This is a genomic window from Flavobacterium bomense, from assembly GCF_003970355.1.
The window spans coordinates 18,328-37,825 of sequence record NZ_RYDJ01000021.1 but is presented as its reverse complement, the minus strand read 5'-3'; the positions used below and the strand labels follow the sequence as shown (position 1 = coordinate 37,825).

The 19,498-nt window shown below is 35.7% G+C and carries 17 protein-coding genes; 1 reads left to right on the top strand and 16 read right to left on the bottom strand.

Features of this window, described 5'->3' with window-relative positions; all coding sequences use genetic code 11:
* Nucleotides 1-22 precede the first annotated feature (22 nt).
* The 7 genes from EKL98_RS14385 to ychF all read right to left on the bottom strand — a co-directional run bounded on the left by EKL98_RS14385 (nt 23) and on the right by ychF (nt 7,652).
* Nucleotides 23-2,713: a DNA gyrase/topoisomerase IV subunit A gene (locus tag EKL98_RS14385; RefSeq protein ID WP_126463056.1), complete on the bottom strand. Its 2,691-nt coding sequence runs from the start codon at nt 2,711-2,713 to the stop codon at nt 23-25.
* Nucleotides 2,714-2,745: 32 nt separating this feature from the next.
* Nucleotides 2,746-2,886 carry a PDDEXK nuclease domain-containing protein gene (locus EKL98_RS18150; RefSeq protein ID WP_231507362.1) on the bottom strand — a complete coding sequence of 47 codons (141 nt, stop codon included), beginning with the start codon at nt 2,884-2,886 and terminating at the stop codon, nt 2,746-2,748.
* Between the two features lie 77 nt (nt 2,887-2,963).
* Complete coding sequence (locus EKL98_RS14375) at nt 2,964-3,413, bottom strand: DUF1016 N-terminal domain-containing protein (RefSeq protein WP_126562964.1); 450 nt, start codon at nt 3,411-3,413, stop codon at nt 2,964-2,966.
* Between the two features lie 50 nt (nt 3,414-3,463).
* On the bottom strand, nt 3,464-3,649 hold the full coding sequence (locus EKL98_RS14370) for a hypothetical protein (protein WP_126553547.1): 186 nt from the start codon (nt 3,647-3,649) through the stop codon (nt 3,464-3,466).
* A gap of 11 nt (nt 3,650-3,660) precedes the next feature.
* Nucleotides 3,661-5,523, bottom strand: a complete 1,863-nt coding sequence (locus EKL98_RS14365) for a DNA topoisomerase IV subunit B (protein ID WP_126463051.1) — start codon at nt 5,521-5,523, stop codon at nt 3,661-3,663.
* Between the two features lie 142 nt (nt 5,524-5,665).
* Nucleotides 5,666-6,187 carry an NADPH-dependent FMN reductase gene (locus tag EKL98_RS14360; RefSeq protein WP_126562963.1) on the bottom strand — a complete coding sequence of 174 codons (522 nt, stop codon included), beginning with the start codon at nt 6,185-6,187 and terminating at the stop codon, nt 5,666-5,668.
* 370 nt (nt 6,188-6,557) lie between these two features.
* On the bottom strand, nt 6,558-7,652 hold the full coding sequence (ychF, locus tag EKL98_RS14355; RefSeq protein ID WP_126463046.1) for a redox-regulated ATPase YchF: 1,095 nt from the start codon (nt 7,650-7,652) through the stop codon (nt 6,558-6,560).
* 297 nt (nt 7,653-7,949) lie between these two features.
* On the opposite strand from ychF, the gene EKL98_RS14350 reads away from it, so the two are divergent.
* Nucleotides 7,950-10,598 (top strand): TonB-dependent receptor, encoded by a 2,649-nt coding sequence (locus EKL98_RS14350; protein ID WP_126553551.1) that lies wholly within the window; start codon nt 7,950-7,952, stop codon nt 10,596-10,598.
* A 564-nt stretch (nt 10,599-11,162) separates the two neighbouring features.
* Here the strand turns inward: EKL98_RS14350 and trpA are convergent.
* From trpA to EKL98_RS14305, 9 genes are all read right to left on the bottom strand, one after another.
* A complete protein-coding gene (gene trpA, locus EKL98_RS14345) occupies nt 11,163-11,924 on the bottom strand; it encodes a tryptophan synthase subunit alpha (protein ID WP_126562962.1) in 762 nt (253 codons plus the stop codon).
* A 60-nt stretch (nt 11,925-11,984) separates the two neighbouring features.
* Complete coding sequence (locus tag EKL98_RS14340; protein WP_126463040.1) at nt 11,985-12,305, bottom strand: gamma-glutamylcyclotransferase family protein; 321 nt, start codon at nt 12,303-12,305, stop codon at nt 11,985-11,987.
* A gap of 258 nt (nt 12,306-12,563) precedes the next feature.
* A complete protein-coding gene (gene trpB, locus EKL98_RS14335) occupies nt 12,564-13,745 on the bottom strand; it encodes a tryptophan synthase subunit beta (protein ID WP_126463038.1) in 1,182 nt (393 codons plus the stop codon).
* A gap of 4 nt (nt 13,746-13,749) precedes the next feature.
* Nucleotides 13,750-14,391, bottom strand: a complete 642-nt coding sequence (locus tag EKL98_RS14330; RefSeq protein WP_449404011.1) for a phosphoribosylanthranilate isomerase — start codon at nt 14,389-14,391, stop codon at nt 13,750-13,752.
* A gap of 117 nt (nt 14,392-14,508) precedes the next feature.
* Nucleotides 14,509-15,288 carry an indole-3-glycerol phosphate synthase TrpC gene (gene trpC / locus EKL98_RS14325; RefSeq protein ID WP_126463036.1) on the bottom strand — a complete coding sequence of 260 codons (780 nt, stop codon included), beginning with the start codon at nt 15,286-15,288 and terminating at the stop codon, nt 14,509-14,511.
* 87 nt (nt 15,289-15,375) lie between these two features.
* Nucleotides 15,376-16,368, bottom strand: a complete 993-nt coding sequence (gene trpD, locus EKL98_RS14320; RefSeq protein WP_126562961.1) for an anthranilate phosphoribosyltransferase — start codon at nt 16,366-16,368, stop codon at nt 15,376-15,378.
* Between the two features lie 73 nt (nt 16,369-16,441).
* The gene (locus EKL98_RS14315) at nt 16,442-17,008 is read right to left on the bottom strand and encodes an anthranilate synthase component II (protein ID WP_126463032.1); all 567 of its coding nucleotides are present in this window, start codon (nt 17,006-17,008) and stop codon (nt 16,442-16,444) included.
* A 154-nt stretch (nt 17,009-17,162) separates the two neighbouring features.
* On the bottom strand, nt 17,163-18,563 hold the full coding sequence (locus EKL98_RS14310) for an anthranilate synthase component I family protein (protein ID WP_126463030.1): 1,401 nt from the start codon (nt 18,561-18,563) through the stop codon (nt 17,163-17,165).
* A 348-nt stretch (nt 18,564-18,911) separates the two neighbouring features.
* Nucleotides 18,912-19,481, bottom strand: a complete 570-nt coding sequence (locus EKL98_RS14305; protein WP_126463028.1) for a YceI family protein — start codon at nt 19,479-19,481, stop codon at nt 18,912-18,914.
* Between the last annotated feature and the right edge of the window lie 17 nt (nt 19,482-19,498).

Genomic DNA, 19,498 nt, shown 5'->3' with positions numbered 1-19,498 from the left:
GCTCCAAATCGGAGCATTTTTTTTATTCTAAACTTAATATTATCTGACCGTCATCATCGCGCTGTATGCCTGAATCGTCAGCATTAGTTTCCCCTTTTACTTCCAATTCTTCCGCAATAATTTCCTCCGGTGCTTCATAAGGCAAAGAGTCCAGCAGGTTTACTTGTTTTAACTTATCAGCGGTTAATTGATTCCCTAGTGCTTTAAATCCTTTGAGTGCAATAAACGACTCTATATCTACAGTTATATTTTCTTTTTGAACGCCTTTCACTTTTGTGAAAACTAATTCAGCTACTGGACGATACTCTGTTGATACAATTTCAAGATGTGAATTAGCATGTTCTGTAATAAAACTTTCCTCTTTGTTTTCGGTTTCCACCAAAAAGCGTTTGATGTAGTAACGTTCTTTTTCACCATCATAATAAATGGCTGAAATTGGTTTTTTTGGAATCCATTTTTCTAAAACGATCATATCTTCATCGAAATGTGTAGATAATTCTGGTGTAATTACCTTTACTTTTCCGGATTGCGAAAGGATCAAAATTTTATCATTAGGTCTAAATTCGCCTAACAGTTCTCCTCTTCCATCCACATTAAGTCTTTGTACGGTTTCATCAAACCATACTTTTCGAGGCAATAATGTTGAAATTCCTTTTTCTTTTAATTCAATTTTCTTGATTGGATATTTAGTGACTAAATTTCCTTTCGAACCTCTTCCTTTTATAGCTAAACTCGCAAAATCAATGTCGAATTTTAGTTTTTTGACAGTTCCCACCTGACGCAACATAATGGTAATTACTTCTGCCTCTCCGTTTGGATTACAGGAGAAATACACCACTTGTGATCCTGTACTTTCATTCGTCAGATCATACGCTTTGTCTCTAGTCACACCTGAAACATTGAACCGTTTTATATAAGAAGGTCCTGATTTTCCGTCACGGTAAATCGTATTGTAAATGGTCCGTTTATCACTTTTGTCAAAAATGGCAATATGAATGATATCTTTTCCCACAAAGGTTTTCGCATCTACCTTGGTAATTATCATTTTTCCGTCACGCAGAAAAACAATTACATCGTCAATATCAGAACAGTCTGTAACATATTCGTCTTTTTTTAAACTCGTTCCTACAAAACCTTCTTCTCTGTTTACGTACAATTTAGTATTTCTAAGGACTACCTTCGTGGCTTCGATATCATCAAAAACACGAAGCTCAGTTTGACGTTCTCTCCCTTTACCATATTTCTCTTTTAATCGTGTGAAATAGGCTATAGCAAAATCAATCAGATGTTCTAAATCGTGTTTCACTTGTTCAATATCTCCTTCCAGCGCTTGAATTTTATCTTGAGCCTTGTTGCTGTCAAATTTAGAAATACGCATGATTCGGATGTCCAATAAACGCAGAATATCGTCTTCGGTAACGGCGCGCTTCAGGTGTTTAATGTAGGGTTTCAGTCCATCATCTACCGCTTTAATGACGCCTTCCTTAGTGGTCTGTTCTTCAATATCACGATAGATTTTATTTTCGATAAATATACGTTCCAAAGAAAGAAAATGCCATTGCTCCTCTAATTCACTCAACTGGATTTCGAGTTCGCTTTTCAGTAATTGGACCGTTCTGTTGGTCGAAATTTTCAACATCGCAGAGACTCCAATAAACAGCGGTTTGTTGTCTTCAATCACACAGCCTAATGGTGCCACCGAAGTTTCACAGGCCGTAAAGGCAAACAATGCATCAATGGTTTTATCAGGAGAAACACCCGGAAAAAGATGAATTAATATTTCGACCTCAGCAGCGGTGTTATCTTCAATTTTCTTGATTTTGATTTTCCCTTTTTCATTGGCTTTCAAAATACTGTCAATCAAAGTCGTCGTATTGGTCGAAAACGGAATCTGGGTAATTACCAAAGTATTTTTATCTAGCTGACTAATTCTGGCTCGCACACGGATACGTCCACCACGCAATCCATCGTTATAATTGGATACATCTGCAATTCCCTGTGTCAAGAAATCAGGATATAAAGTAAACGGTTTTCCCTTTAATATTTTTATCGATGAATCGATTAATTCATTAAAATTATGAGGCAATACTTTCGTAGAAAGACCTACTGCGATTCCCTCGGCTCCGGAAGCTAATAATAATGGGAATTTAACTGGCAGGTTATTGGGTTCTGCCCGTCTTCCGTCATAGGACACACCCCAATCGGTAATTTTTGGAGAGTACAACACTTCTAAAGCAAATTTAGACAAACGTGCTTCAATGTAACGCGAAGCCGCAGCACCATCACCTGTCAGAATATTTCCCCAGTTACCTTGACAATCAATCAGTAATTCTTTTTGCCCTATTTGCACCATCGCATCACCGATACTCTGATCTCCGTGAGGATGATATTGCATGGTGTGCCCAACAACATTGGCCACTTTATTGTAACGACCATCATCCAGCTCCTTCAAAGAGTGCATGATACGGCGTTGCACCGGTTTAAAACCATCTTCAATAGCCGGTACGGCACGCTCTAATATTACATACGAGGCATAATCCAGAAACCAGTCCTTATACATTCCCGTAACTTTGGTAATGGTATCGTTGCCGTCTTCTTGATTGTCGTAAAAATGCTGGCCTTTCGAGGTTTTTTCTTCAGATTGATTTTCATTAATCGAATTATCTTCTTCCTGACCTTCTGGTAATATGTTATCGTCTTCTTCGTCTTTCATTATCTTGATTCCGAAATTAATTGTATTAAATCTTATCTGCTTAGCAGAATTGTTTTGTATTTGCTAGCAAAAATTTGCTCATTCTTTTCAGGTAAAGTATATTCTAAAACCAAATCACTTTTGTTTTGGCACAGTACAATTCCTATGGTTTTATTTTCATCTTCAAAACGCATTTCTCGGTCATCTTAATTGACATACATTTGCATTTGTCACAAATCTTGGTGTTTTAATTCTCCTATTTTTAAATCAATCAGTATAAAACATTTAAGAATCCTGAAATTTTTTGATAATTTAATTTATTTAAATCTACAGACACTGTCTGCGCTTTTTGAAATTTGAATTCCGCAGTCAGTGATTGCGAATTTCGAATTTCTAAAATCCGGGTCAATGAATCGGATTTTGAATAAGTTATGTAAAATTGTTTTATTTGTTCTAAATTCCGAATCGAAAACCCTTTTCCAAACTGAATAGTCAACTGTTCAGAAAGTCCTTTTAGTAGTTGCTTTCCGCATTCAGCTCGTTCTTTTCCGCTTTGCTCTTCTTCAACAATCATTCTTCCCATTTCAAAATAGGTGTAAACCATTGTTGAATTTACGGTACGTAAAACCTGTTGACGGGTATTTTGCAACAGCGTGACCACTTGAGAAAATAAAATTTTATTTTGAGAATTATTTGGAATTGTATTTTCTTCGTCTTTCATTAAATATATTCTATTGAATAGTAGTTAATTATATTTTTTGTCTTAAAATGCTAAAACGAATATTTTTCTTTACAAATATGCTCTTCTTTTGTGACACTATTTCCATTTTTATCCAACTCTTTTTTTACTACTGTTTCACATTCCTTGTGATCATTGCTCTTTATAATAAAAAAAGTAGCTGAAAAACTGATCACAAATAGTAGGGCAATAAGAATAAGTATTCTTTTTGTAGGCATTTTATAATTATTTAAATTTTCTCAATCACATCTAATTCCACCTTCAAATTCTTGATGATAAATTCCTGTCTGTCCGGCGTATTCTTGCCCATATAGAATGACAATAATTGCTCAATCGAAGTGTTTTTATCCATCATAATGGGTTCTAAACGAATGCTTTCGCCAATGAAATTTTTGAACTCATCCGGTGAAATTTCACCTAGTCCTTTGAATCGGGTAATTTCTGGTTTTGGTTTTAATTTTTCAATAGCATTTCTTCGTTCCTCATCAGAGTAACAATAAATGGTTTCTTTCTTGTTTCTAACCCTGAAAAGTGGCGTTTGCAAAATGTATAAATGCCCTTCTTTTATCAATTCAGGGAAAAACTGCAGGAAAAAAGTAATCAATAACAAGCGAATATGCATTCCATCAACATCCGCATCTGTAGCAATTACGATGTTGTTATACCGCAATTTTTCTAAGCCATCTTCAATATCCAGTGCCGCTTGCAGCAAATTGAACTCTTCATTTTCATATACAATTTTCTTGCTCATTCCATAGGAATTCAAAGGCTTACCACGCAAACTAAAAACGGCTTGCGTATTTACATTGCGCGATTTAGTAATGGATCCGGATGCAGAATCTCCTTCGGTAATAAAAAGCGTGCTTTCCAGATTTTTAGGGTTTTTAGTATCTGGGAGATGCGCCCTACAATCTCTTAATTTTTTATTGTGCAGATTTGCTTTTTTGGCACGATCTGTCGCTAATTTTCGTATTCCGGACAATTCTTTGCGCTCTCTTTCGGCTTGAATAATTTTTCGTAATAATGCTTCTGCGGTTGGTGGATTTTTATGCAAGTAATTGTCCAATTTGGTTTTCACAAAATCGTTTACAAAAGTACGCACGGAAGGCATTCCCGGTTCGGATCCCATGTCAGTTGAACCCAATTTAGTTTTGGTTTGCGACTCAAAAACCGGCTCCATTACTTTGATGCTGATCGCTGTAACGATTGATTTTCGAACATCAGAAGCTTCAAAACTCTTGTTGTAAAACTCCCTGATGGTTTTAACAATTGCTTCCCGGTAGGCTGCTAAATGTGTTCCGCCTTGAGTCGTGTTTTGTCCGTTTACAAACGAATGGTATTCTTCGCTGTATTGGGTTTTGCTGTGCGTCAAAGCAATTTCGATATCCTCACCCTTCAAGTGAATGATAGGATATTCTAAATCCTCAGCATGAATAGTTTCTTCTAATAAATCTTTCAGACCATTTTCTGAAAAATATTTTTCACCGTTGAAAAGAATTGTCAAACCATTGTTTAAGTAACAATAATTTTTGAGCATTTTGATTACATATTCATATCGGTATTTATAATTTTTGAAAATTGCTTCATCTGGAATAAAAGTAACTTTGGTTCCTTTTCGCTTGGTGGTTTCGATAATATCTTCTTCGAGAACAAGGTTTCCTGCTGAGAATTCTGCTGCTTTTTGTTTTTCATCCCTAACGGATTCTACTCTAAAATAATTAGACAACGCATTGACTGCTTTTGTCCCTACTCCGTTCAGACCAACTGATTTTTTAAACGCAAGCGAATCATATTTTCCGCCGGTATTCATTTTGGAAACTACATCAATCACTTTTCCCAAAGGAATTCCACGTCCATAATCCCTGACCGTAACGGTTTTATCTTTGATAGTGACCTCGATTGTTTTTCCAGCACCCATAACAAATTCATCGATACAGTTATCGAGTACTTCTTTCAGCAGAATATAAATTCCGTCATCTGAAGAGGAGCCGTCGCCTAATTTTCCGATGTACATTCCGGGACGCATGCGAATATGTTCTTTCCAGTCGAGTGACCGAATGTTGTCTTCGGTATATTGATTTTGATCGGACATTGTAGGTTTTGTGGATTTGGTGCTAATGTAGTGTAATTCGATAAAATTTAAAACAGGAAGTCATCAAAGTTATTAAGAATGATATTGACAACCGATTTAGAATTAACGATTTCAAATTGAAATTGATTTTTGATATTCGAATTTAAAAAATCTTGATAATCTCTTTCAACTGATTGTCTAATTCAGCATTAGAAATCTTATTATTTATCGCATCAAAATTAGTCTCAAAACTAGGCAATGAAAAAGTCGCTTTTATGTTTCCGCCATAAAAGGGGAAAGCCTTATTTGCAATTCCCAAAACGCTTGCGCCACCTTTGGCTCCGGGAGAAGTAGCCATCAATAACATGGGTTTTTCCTGAAAAACCTTCGCATTTATTCTGGTACACCAATCAAAAACATTTTTGAAAGCGGCAGAATAATTTCCGTTATTTTCCGCCATGGATACCACTAGAATATCAGCAGTGGCAATTTTAGCCAGAAATGATTTTGCTAATTCATGCTGACCAATTTCTTTTTCTATATCGACGGTAAATATCGGCATTTGGAAATCGTTTAAATCCAGCACCTCAACTACTGCATTTTCAAAAAGATTCGCTGCGTAAGTCGCTAATTTTTTGTTGATCGAGTTTTTGCTGGGGCTTGCGCCAAAAGCGATTATTTTCATGATACTTTATTTTGACTAAAAGTACTAAAAATTGGTTCAGCTCCAAAATAATTAGCCACAGATTGACCCATTTTGAAAACAAAGATGAAACTATGAAATCTGATATTTGCAAAATTAATTTTACCCCAGAGTGAAATGGAAAGCATTTTTCTGATCAATCTCATTTTTTTCTTGACAAAAAGAGTAACCAGCGGAAGCTCCTTTTTTTGTCTTAGAAAAAAGAGATTGTTGGAGAAATATTACTTCATTAAACTTTTATTTTAATTGGAGTTCAGTGAACTTCGTTTGAAGTGGAAAGCTGGATTGGGGACAAAAAAGTCGAAAGCTAATACTAACTTTCGACTTTATGACTTTGGATATTATGACTTATTTACACGTTGAATCTAAAATGCATCACATCACCATCTTTTACGATGTATTCTTTTCCTTCTACTTTGAATTTCCCGGCTTCTTTACATTTAGCTTCGGAACCGTAATGAACAAAATCTTCGTATGCAATCACTTCGGCGCGGATAAATCCTTTTTCGAAATCAGTGTGAATTACTCCTGCAGCTTGTGGCGCAGTTGCCCCAACATCTATAGTCCAAGCACGAACTTCTTTGACACCTGCTGTAAAGTAAGTTTGTTGTTTCAATAATTTATAAGCTGCACGTATCAAGACTGAGGCTCCGGGTTCGCTTAAACCCATATCTTCCAGAAAAACCTGACGCTCTTCGTAGCTTTCTAATTCGGTAATATCAGCTTCAGCACCAACCGAAAGAATAATTACTTCCGCATCTTCATCTTTGACCAATTCCCGAACCTGATCCACATATTTGTTTCCATTTACTGCTGAGTTTTCATCAACATTACATACGTATAAAACTGGTTTTGCTGTAATTAACTGAAACGCTTCCATCAAAACCTCTTCATCATTGTTTTGAGGAATTACTATTCTAGCTGATTTTGCCTGAAGCAATGTTTCTCTGATTCGGTCTAAAAGAGCTTTTTCGGTTTGTGCTTCTTTATTTCCCGTTTTAGCGGCACGATTTACTTTTTCTAAGCGTTTTTCAACATTCTCCAAATCCTTCAATTGCAGCTCGATGTCTATGGTTTCTTTGTCGCGGATAGGATTTACATTTCCGTCAACGTGAACAATGTTATCGTTATCAAAACAGCGCAAAACGTGGATGATCGCATTACATTCTCTAATGTTTCCAAGGAATTGATTTCCTAAACCTTCCCCTTTACTAGCTCCTTTTACTAATCCTGCAATATCAACGATATCGACAGTTGCCATTTGCACGCGTTCTGGTTTTACTAATTCTTCCAGTTTTTCCATTCTGGAATCCGGAACATTTACAACACCTATATTGGGTTCGATGGTGCAAAAAGGAAAGTTGGCACTTTGCGCTTTTGCATTGGATAAACAATTGAATAATGTTGATTTTCCAACATTTGGTAATCCTACAATTCCTGCTTTCATATGTAGATAATATTTATTTTTAATGGAGTATAGTATCGTCACTTTTGCTGTTTTTAAACAGATTTCATCACGATTTTGTAATGCTTTTTTTGAATGACACGCTAAACGTAAAATTTAGTAGCTACCGCTAAAAGTATGCAAAGATAAGATTTTAAAAATGTTTAAATAAGTAAAATTTCAGATTAAACGTATCTGAAATATTTTTTATAAAAAAACGAAAAATTTACTAATATTTTGTTAAAAAAAATTATATTGCGATCGATTTAAAACCAAACCAAAAATCAAACAAAACTTATTATGAGAAAATTTGCATTATTATTATTTCTATTAAACATCTCGTTTCTTTTTGCACAAAAAGAAGTCTCGGGTGTTGTAAAAGAGAACACCGGCAATGCTTTGCCTGGTGTAAACATTGTTGAAAAGGGAACTCAAAATGGGGTTTCTACTGATATGAATGGAGCATACAAGATAAAAGTTAAAGACGGGGCTACTTTAGTTTTTAGCTATGTAGGTTTTGCTAAATTAGAAAAAGCAGTTACAAGTGCTGTGCTGAATGTTGTCTTATCAGAAGAAGGTGGACAAAATCTAAATGAAGTTGTAGTTACTGGAAGCAGAACTGCGCCAAGAAGTAATACCACATCAGCATTACCTATTGATGTTATTTCTGCAAAGGATTTAGCCTCAACAGGGCAAGCTTCTTTTGACAAAGCTTTACAATACAAGATTCCATCGTTCAACACCGTTCAGACTCCGGTAAATGATGCAACTTCATTATTAGATCCTTATGAGATTAGAAACATGGGACCGAGTAGAACGTTAATCCTTATCAACGGGAAACGTAAAAATTTAAGTTCTTTACTTTATGTACAAACCTCTCCGGGACGTGGTGAAACAGGTGCTGACATCTCTGCTATTCCTACTGATGCAATCGAAAGAGTGGAAATACTTCGTGATGGTGCATCGGCTCAATACGGTTCTGATGCAATTGCTGGGGTAATGAATATTATCTTAAAAAAAGGAACACGTGACGGATCAGTAACAGTAAGAAGTGGAATGACTTCTGCTGGTGACGGCGAAATGCTAGGTGTAAGTTTAAATAATGGAACAACGGTAGGAGAAAAAGGATTTATAAATTATACTATTGATTTTTCGAAAGTTAATTTATCTAACAGACCAGGGACTGTAGATGCCGCTGGTGAAGCAGCAGATTTTGGGGCTTCTCTATCAGACGTTCAGGCATTTTTAGCTAAAAAACCAGATGCAGGGAATATTAATGGTTCACCTGAAACTGCTGCTGCAAAATTCTTAGTAAATGGTGGAAGTGAATTAAGCGAAACATCTCAATTGTATTACAATGCCGCTTATGTTTACAAAAAAGTAAATTCATTTGCTAACTACAGAACTCCATATTGGAGAACATTAGCATCTGCACCTTATTTGAAAGACTTATTTGGTGACGGTACTGCAGCTTCTTACCAAGGATATGTTCCTACTTTTGAAGGGGATTTAAATGACTATAACGGAACATTAGGTTACAAATCAACTAAAAATGACTGGAATACTGACGCGAGTATTACTGTAGGTGGTAACACCCAATCATATTCTGTAAACAACTCACAGAATAGATCTAACATTGTAGATGGAAATGGTGCTCAAGTTTACAGAGAAAACAGCCCAATATCATTCAAACCAGGAGGGACTGCTTTCAATCATATTGTAGGAAACTTAGATGTCTCTAAAATATTATCTGACAAAGTTAGTATTGGTTTTGGATCTGAGATGAGAACAGAAACTTTTGAAGTAATTGAAGGGGATAAAGCATCTTGGGACGGAATTGGAGCTGATTCATTTGCAGGTAATCGACCTGAAAATTCAGGATCATGGAATCGTTATAATTTAGGAGCTTATTTTGACCTTGCTTATGATGTGACCAAAGATTTCTTAATCAATGGTACTGTTCGTTATGAAGATTATAGCGATTTCGGTGGTGCAACAGTTTGGAAATTAAGTTCTAGATATAAATTTTTAGATGACAAAATTACATTAAGAGGGTCTATTTCTACTGGATTTAGAGCACCTACATTACACCAAATTTACACGCAAAAATCACAATACTCATTCGTTGCGGGACAAGGAATTCAAGTTAGTGGAATTATAAATAACGTTTCACCACAAGCACGTAAATTAGGAATTGATCCGCTAGATGCTGAGAAATCAACAAATATCACTATCGGAATTGGAGCAAAACCAACGAAAAATTTTAATTTCACATTAGATTACTATAACATTAAAGTAGAAGATAGAATTGTTTTAGGAGACAGACAGGATACTGAATTTGGTAATGTAGCTTGGTTTGAGAATTCATTTGACTCTAGAACTTCAGGTTTAGATGTAGTTTCTAATTACAATAACATTATATTAGGATCTGGTAAACTTGGATTCAATTTATCTGGAAACGTAACTTTTCAAAATGAGCGAATTTCTCCAGTTGCTAGTAATAACTTTGGAGCAACGTTAGATGCATTAACGTTTACTTCAAGACCAAATACAAAATGGATCTTAGGAGCGAATTACGAAGTTGGAAAATTTGGTTTCTCCCTTAATAACACTTACTTTGGGAAATCTATTTTCAAACAAGATGGTATGGACGCTAACTTAAGAACTGAATTTACTCCAAAAATCGTTACTGATTTAGGTATTAATTTCACAGCGACTGATAAATTAACATTATCTTTAAACGTGAATAACTTATTAAACGTGCTTCCTGAATGGAATTTCAAAGCAGAAAACGCTGCAGGAAGAGCTATTTTAAACGATCCTGCTCAAGTAAAAAATCAGTCTAATTTGGTTACTTTCAACCAACGTTACTCTCAAATGACGTATGATGGATACCACTTTAGCCAATTAGGAACAATGTTTAATTTATCATTAAACTATAAATTCTAATTTAAGTATTTAATTAATTATAAAGGGCTGTCAATCGACAGCCCTTTTTGGTACTAATAATTAATAGAACAAAGGATTATTTTTGTTTTATTAAATTGATTTTTAGGTATTTAATTCGCGTTTATGTAGTTGCACTATAGCTCAAAAAAATCAATTTTTGGGCCTTTCATCAAGTGAAAAATATTTTTTTGTCTGCTCCTTAAAAAGAGGTAGTTCCACAGGTTTCTCCTTTTTAAAATATAAACAAAAAAGGCTACTCATGTATCCGATTTAGAAAGATTAGAGAAACTATTTTCTTTGACAATCATTGCTTTTGTATGGTGTTATAAAATTGGTGACTATTTAGATGAAAACATCCAAATAATAATAAAAAAACATGGAAGAAGAGCAGTAAACGTTTTTAAATATGGATTTGATTACTTGTCAAAATTTATTTTAACAGGATTTAAGTTTTTAGAAAACAATCTGTTTTACTTTTTGTCATGTACTTAACTAAATGATCCTAAAAAAAACGGCGTTTAAAGGAACTGTAAACGCCGTTTGATTTTATATAAAAGAGATTAGTTATCGAATTGCGTTTATATATTCCTCGATTTTACCGGTACCATTTTCAGTTAAATGCTGAATGAAAGCGCTTCCTATAATTGCTCCTTTGGCAAACTGAGTGGCTTGATTAAAGGTTTCCTTGTTATTGATGCCAAAACCTATTACTTGAGGGTTTTTCAGATTCATCTTGGCAATGCGTTTGAAATAGTCTTCTTGAACGCTTCCAAAACCGGATTGTGATCCTGTAACGCTCGCGGAACTTACCATGTAAATAAATGCATCAGATACACTGTTAATAAAGTTGATGCGCTCGTCAGAAGTTTGTGGTGTAATTAAGAATATATTTTTCAATCCGTATTTCTCGAAAGTTAATTTATATTCATCTGCATATACGTCAACGGGAAGATCGGGAATGATTAACCCGTCAATGCCAATCTCCGCACATTTCTGGCAGAAATTCTCGATTCCGTATTGTAACATTGGGTTGAAATATCCCATAATCACTAAAGGAATAGATACTGTTTTACGAATGTCTTTTAATTGGTCAAACAAAACTTGTGTCGTCATTCCGTTGTGCAATGCTTGTGTGGAACTCGCTTGAATCGTTGGTCCATCAGCCAATGGATCACTGAACGGCAATCCTATTTCAATCATATCCACCCCGCTTTTTTCTATATCCTGGATGATTTGTACGGTATCGTTAAGGTTGGGATATCCTGCCGAGAAATAGATGGAAAGGATCTTCTTAGTGTCTTGTAGTTTTTGATTTATTCGGTTCATTGTCGTATTTTTTTATTCTATTTTAGGATCTTTTTTACCTTGGAGTTTTAATTGGAATGTTTAGATAGCGGCGCTGTACGCCCAAGCTTTTTGGTCGGATTGCAAATGCACTTCAACACGTTTGTAATGCAATCCTTCGTACAAATCCGTTTGGCGAAGTTCTTGTGAAGAAACGGAATACACCATTCCGTTGATGGTGTCTTCCGGTTTTTGGGTTTCTGTAATAATGGGGTAGTGCACTAATCCAAATTCTTCTTCAATTTGGATTTCTTTTATGATGTAACCAATTAGTGTTTGAGGAGTTCCCTCAAGAATACGCCCAAAAAGATCTTTTTGTATGTCCACATTTTGTAAGCTGCTGTAAGCGAATAATTTTTCCATAGTTTCTATTTTTAAAATGTGAATTGAACGTCATTTTTATGTTGTTGGGTTTGCGTTAAGGATTACTTCACTAAACTCTTATTTTTTATTGGAGTTCAGTGAACTTCGTTTGCAGTGAAAATCCTTTTTCGTCTCGTTTTTTAACGAGATAAAAAAGAGTGCAACGAAAATCCTGACCTCGCAGTAACGTTAGTGGAAGCGAGGGAACGCCCCGAAATAATTTCGGGATAAACCCTAAAAAAAGGAGGGCCAAATCAACTATAATTTAAAATAATCAATATAAGTATTCAAATCCTTATCGCCACGACCGGAAAGATTGATGACAACAATATCATCTGCTTTGAATTTCATTTGGTCGAGAACGGCAAAGGCATGCGCACTTTCGATAGCGGGGATCAGTCCTTCCATTTGGGATAATTTTAACCCCCATTGCATGGCTTGATCATCCGTTATGGAGATGAATTGTGCTCTGCCAGTAGCGAATAAATTAGCGTGCATAGGACCTACGCCTGGATAATCCAATCCTGCCGAGATGGAATATGGCTCGGTGATTTGACCATCAGGAGTTTGCATCAACAGGGTTTTACTACCGTGAATAACGCCTACTTTCCCTAATGCCGATGTAGCAGCACTTTCGCCTGAATCGACTCCTAATCCTGCTGCTTCGACCGCAATAATAGTCACGTCTTCATTATCCAGAAAATGATAATAGGCTCCGGCAGCATTGCTACCACCACCTACACAGGCAATCACATAGTCAGGGTTTTCACGACCTTCTTTTTCCAATAATTGTTCTTTAATTTCCTTAGAAATAACACTTTGGAAACGCGCCACCATATCCGGATAAGGGTGTGGTCCTACGACGGATCCAATGATATAATAGGTGTCTACAGGATTGTTAATCCAGTCGCGAATGGCTTCGTTTGTGGCATCTTTTAAGGTTTTTGATCCTGAAAGCGCCGGACGCACTTCGGCACCCAACATTTTCATACGAGCTACATTTGGCGCTTGACGTTTGATGTCAATTTCACCCATATACACGATGCATTCCAGTCCCATTAACGCACAAACAGTTGCTGTTGCTACGCCATGTTGCCCGGCACCGGTTTCGGCAATGATACGTTTTTTACCCAAACGTTTGGCTAATAAAATTTGTCCAATGGTGTTGTTCACTTTATGCGCGCCAGTATGACATAAATCTTCTCTTTTTAGGTAGATTTTAGTGTTGTATTGTTCTGATAACCGTTTTGCAAAATAAAGAGGCGTAGGGCGACCAACATACTCTTTAAGCAAGGCATCAAATTCAGCCTGAAATTCAGGCTCAGCTGTAATTTTTAAATAATTTTGACGTAATTCTTCCACATTTGGATATAACATTTCAGGAATGAAGGCGCCTCCAAATTCTCCGTAATAGCCTTTTTCGTTAACGTTGTATGACATAGTTTTATTTTTTTATTTTATTATCTGTAGAGACGTACTGCAGTGCGTCTTTACACAATTGTATGTTTTTTAAACCGGGTTCTATCTCAAATTTACTGTTTACATCAATGGCGTAAAGCGGTAAATTGGTTTTCGAAATTTCATTTATAGCGCCCATTTCATCAATTCCGATTCCACCACTCAAGAAAAACGGTTTGCTTGAGGGATACTTTTCTAATACTTTCCAATTGAATGTGGTTCCGTTGCCTCCGGGTAATTTTCCTTTGGTATCAAAAAGAAAATAATCACAAACGGTTTCAAACGGTTTTAGTTCCTCAAAATCAAAAGAATCATCAACAGAGAATACTTTTATAATATCAATTTTAGGATCAATTTTATTTTTTAATTCCTGGCAAAAGGCAACGGATTCGTGACCGTGCAATTGAATGGCCTGCAAATCGTGTTTATTGGTTTTCGCCAAAATAACTTCGGTCCTTTCATTGACAAAAACTCCTACTTTTTTAATTGATTTTGGTAAATTTGGAATCACACCATCAAAATATCGAGCCGATTTCTCCCAGAATATAAATCCCATATAATCGGGTAGGAACGACCCTATTTCGATTATATTATCGGGATATTTCATGCCGCAAATTTTTATCCCCACCCCAGCCCACCTCGAAGGGGATGGAGTCGAAGTGTCTTGATGGTCTGTTTGTTTTTTCATTTCCAGTTTTTTTTTAAATTCAATCCTTTTAGAGTTTTGAACCTTAACAGGGTTGTTTTATAGTTGGCTGATAAATTCGGTTGCAGCTTTACCTGCATTATCAGTTTTCATAAAGTTTTCTCCAATCAGGAATCCTTTATATCCGAATGGTTTTAATTCCTTAATCGCTTCAACTGATGAAATCCCACTTTCGGAAATTTTTACAAAATCATTTGGGATTTGCGCTGCTAATTGCTTGCTGAAATCCAAACTCACTTCGAATGTTTTTAGATTGCGATTGTTTACACCAATCATATCTAAGGTAGGCATAATCGATTTTTCCAGTTCCTCTTGATTGTGTACCTCCAGTAAAACTTCTAGTCCTAAACTTTTGGCAAATTCAGACAAGGATTTGATTTCTTCTCTGGTTAAAATTGCTGCGATAAGTAGAATTAAATCGGCTCCGTATGCTTTGGCTTCCAATATTTGATAGTCATCAACAATGAATTCTTTTCTCAATAATGGTATATTTACTGTGGCTCTTGCCAAAAGTAAATCGTCTAAAGAACCACCAAAATATTTTCCATCTGTCAATACTGAAATTCCGCAAGCCCCAGCATTTTCATAGCCTTTGGTTACTTCTTCAACAGTAAAACTATAATTTATTGCTGCTTTGGAAGGCGAACGGCGTTTGTGCTCCGCAATAATTCCGGATGTACTGTTTCGTAAATTATCACTCAAAGAAATAGTTTTTTTTTCAAAGAAAACGGAAGCTTCCAATTGTGAAACAGGTATGATAGATTTCTTGAGAATGACTTCTCTTTTTTTGTCAACTATGATTTTATCTAAAATATTCATTTATTTTTTTGTTTAAAGTTTTCTTTGTTCAAGGTTTAAAGTTGTTCGAAATGCAAACAACTTTAAACCTTGAACTTCAAACTATTTTTATTTACTTAAATCTTTCAATTTCTTCAAAGCTACAAGTCCTTTACCGGATAGCAAACTTTCTTTTGCTATTTGAAATCCTTCTAAAGGAGAACATTTTGTAACGGTTGTAATTGCCATGGCCGCATTGGCACAAATCACATTATTTTGTGCTTCAGTTCCTTTTCCGGAAATGATATCAGTAAACATTTGAGCAGATTGCTCTATAGTTTTCCCTCCTTCGATTTCGCTTTGCAGCAAAAGGCGAACACCAAAATCTTCCGGATTTATCATGCCTTCCATGGAGCTGGTAATCGTTTTTGTAGGTCCCGTCAAGGACACTTCATCATAGCCGTCAAGCGAATGCAGGATGGTAAAGTTCACATCAGTATTTTGATATAAATACGCATACATTCTGGCCATTTCTAAATTAAACACTCCTACTAATTGATTTTTAGGAAATGATGGATTTACCATGGGACCCAGCATGTTGAAGAATGTTTTAACCGCCAGTTCTTTTCGAATAGGTCCTACGTTTTTCATCGCTGGATGAAATAATGGAGCATGTAGAATACAAATTCCCGCTTTATCAATACTTTTTTCTAAGAAATCAGAATCGTTGCTGAATTTGATTCCTAGTTTCTCCATTACATTACTCGAGCCAGAAATAGAGGATACTCCGTAATTACCATGTTTAGCTACTCTTATTCCGGCTCCGGCAACTACAAAAGAAGCCAGAGTTGAAATATTGAATGTGTCTTTCCCGTCACCACCAGTGCCACATAAATCAATGGTATTGTAGGCAGATAAATCCACACGAATGCACAGTTCTAATAATGCTTCACGAAAACCGGCTAACTCTTCAATGCTGATGCTTCGCATCATATACACGGTAAGGAAAGCAGCTATCTGACTGGTGTTGTAACTTCCGTAGGAGATATTAACTAATACGTTTTTTGCTTCTTCTTTCGAAAGCATTTCGTGGTTGATTAATCGGTTTAATATATTTTTCATTTTTATATATGTCTTAAAGTTGAAAGTCTTAAAGTCTTAAAGTCTTTCGACTTTGTGATATTTGACTTTATGACTAATTTTTAACCCAATTCTCCAATATCTTTTTCCCATTTGGAGTCAACACACTTTCGGGATGAAATTGTACACCACGGACATCGTATGTTTTGTGGCGCAATGACATTACCTGCCCGTTTTCATCAAAGGAAGTTGCCTCTAGAACATCCGGTAAATTGGCATTAACTACCCAGGAATGGTACCGCCCTACTTCAAATTCCTTTCCTAACCCTTCAAATAAAAGCTCATCATCAACAACAGTTTTTACATTAGTGGCCACACCGTGGTAGACTTTTTCTAAATTAGAAAGTGACCCACCGTAGACTTCACCTATTGCTTGTTGGCCTAAACATACCCCAAAAATACTTTTTGTAGGGCCATATTTTTGAATCACTGCTTTGAGTAACCCCGCTTCATCCGGAATTCCGGGTCCCGGCGAAAGAAGAATTTTATCGAAAACGGCAATTTCATCAATATCAAATTCATCGTTTCTATAAACGGTTACTTCGCAATCTAAATCTTCCAGATAATGCACTAAATTGTAAGTGAAACTATCGTAATTATCTATAACTAGTATTTTTTTCATTTTCCTCCCCCAACCCCTCCGAAGGAGGGGAGTACCTATTGGGGTAAATAGGTTTTTTAATTGTTATTTTTATTTACAACTTCATAAGTTGCTAATTTTTTTACATTTGGCTCCCTTTCCTTCCCTTCCCTTCGGGGAGGGTTGGGGAGGGGATTTATATTGTTTCTGCTAAATCCAAAGCGGCATTTAAGGCCCTCAATTTATTATATACTTCCTGCATTTCGCTTTCTTCATCTGAACTGGCTACAATTCCGGCGCCGGCTTGAGAATGCAATTGATGGTTTTTACTAAGGAAAGTCCGAATCATAATCGCATGATTAAAATTGCCTTCAAAATCCATAAAACCTATAGCACCACCATAAAAATTACGATTTGTTTTTTCATACTCCTCAATCAGTTGCATGGCTCTGTGTTTGGGAGCGCCACTCAATGTTCCAGCTGGAAAAGTATCGGCTACAACCTGCATTGTAGAAGCTTTTTCATGTAAATGTCCGGTTACTTTTGAAACTAAGTGAATGACATGTGAGAAAAACTGCACCTCCCTGTATTTCTCTACATTCACATTATGACCGTTGCGGCTCAAATCATTTCGGGCTAAATCCACCAACATCACATGTTCACTATTTTCTTTTTTATCAATGGATAGCTCTTTGGCAAGAATGGCATCTTTTTCATCATCTCCCGTTCTTTTAAAAGTTCCTGCAATAGGATGAATTTCAGCTTTACGGTCTTTAACAATAATTTGGGCTTCGGGCGAAGAACCAAATATTTTGAAATCACCGTAATCAAAAAAGAATAAATAAGGCGAAGGATTAATGCTTCTCAATGCTCTATATACATTGAATTCATCGCCCTTGAACCCTTGTGTAAATCGTCTGGACAAAACCAATTGGAACACATCACCTCTAAAGCAATGTTTTTTGGCTAAAGCCACATTATGTTTGAATTCTTCGTCGGTTAAATTTGAAAATCCTTCTCCTTGTTTCGAAAATTTATAAGAAGCAATATTTCGGGATTGTAATAATTGTTCAATTTCTGAAATGTTGTTTTTACCATCTAAACTATGACAAAAAATATAGGCCTCATTCTTGAAATGATTAATAGCAATTATGTTTTGGTACACGGCATAATACACATCAGGAATAGTATTGCTATTTTCTTTTTTGGCAATAGACACTTTTTCAAAGTAACGAACAGCATCGTACGAAATATATCCAAAAAGTCCATTATTGATGAATTTAAAATCGTTTTTCTCGGATTTGAATTGACCTGAAAATTCTTGAATTACTTGCGGGATATTGGTGTTGGCATCAATTTCAATTTTCTCAAAACTCCCATCAGGAAATGTTTTGTAGATGATTTCATTTTCTATTTTTATGGAAGCAATCGGATTACAACAAATATAGGAGAAACTGTTGTCATTACCATGATAGTCGCTGCTTTCCAGTAGTAAACTATTTGGGAATTTATCACGAATTTTGAGATATACGCTGACAGGAGTTATCGTATCTGCCAGGATTTGTTTGTATTTGGTATTTAATATCAAAGTTTTCATTATGTTTTTATTATTTGATAGCAACAGGATGTATCCTGTGCGTTCTAATTTATAATTTGAAACAAAAAAAGGCCTGTCGTGATGACAAGCCTTTTATATTTATAGTTTTAATAATACTATAGGAGCTTAGTTCACGACGACTGACGTAAATTGTTCCACCACCAAGTATTGTTTAAAATTGTTTTCATGTTACAAAGATAGAAATGAAATTTGATTTTTCAAAAACATTAAGCGTTAAATAAGTTGAAAGGTAAAGTTTTTTTGTTAAATAAATTTACAGACTAGAATTATTAAAAATAAAACCCCAACAATTGCTTGTTGGGGTTTCAAAACAAAATGTACTGAAATTTAGAATTTCAAAGCAACAGCTAAAGTAAATTCGTCTGAGATTGCTTTGTCTCCAAGGTTGTCAAAGAAACTTCCGGAACCGTATTTGATATCATATTTTGTTCTATCAATTATTACAGTACTTGAAGCTGTATTTGCGGTTGTGGTTAAATCAAAAGTAACTGGTTTCGTAATTCCTTTAATTGTTAAATCTCCAGTTACTGTATACACATTAGGCGCTTTAGTTACTAGTTTTTTGAATACTAGAGTTGCTGTTGCAAATTTTTCAGTTCCAAAAAAATCTTCTGATTTCAAGTGGCCTTCTAATTTTTCTTTGCCTTGACCTGCTTTTAAATCTGTTGCCAAAAGTGAGGTCATGTCTACGTTGAAGGTACCGCCAACTAATTTTTTTCCTTTAAAAACTAATGCGCCATCTTTCAGGTTGATTGTTCCTTCATGTTGTCCCGTTACTTTTTTTCCTGTCCAGTTGATGGTGCTTTTTGCAACATCAACTTTTTTAGTTTGGGCTGTTACAGATACCGCAGATAAAACTACTACTAATGCTAATGCGATTGATTTGAATTTTTTCATGTGTTTGAGTGTTTAAA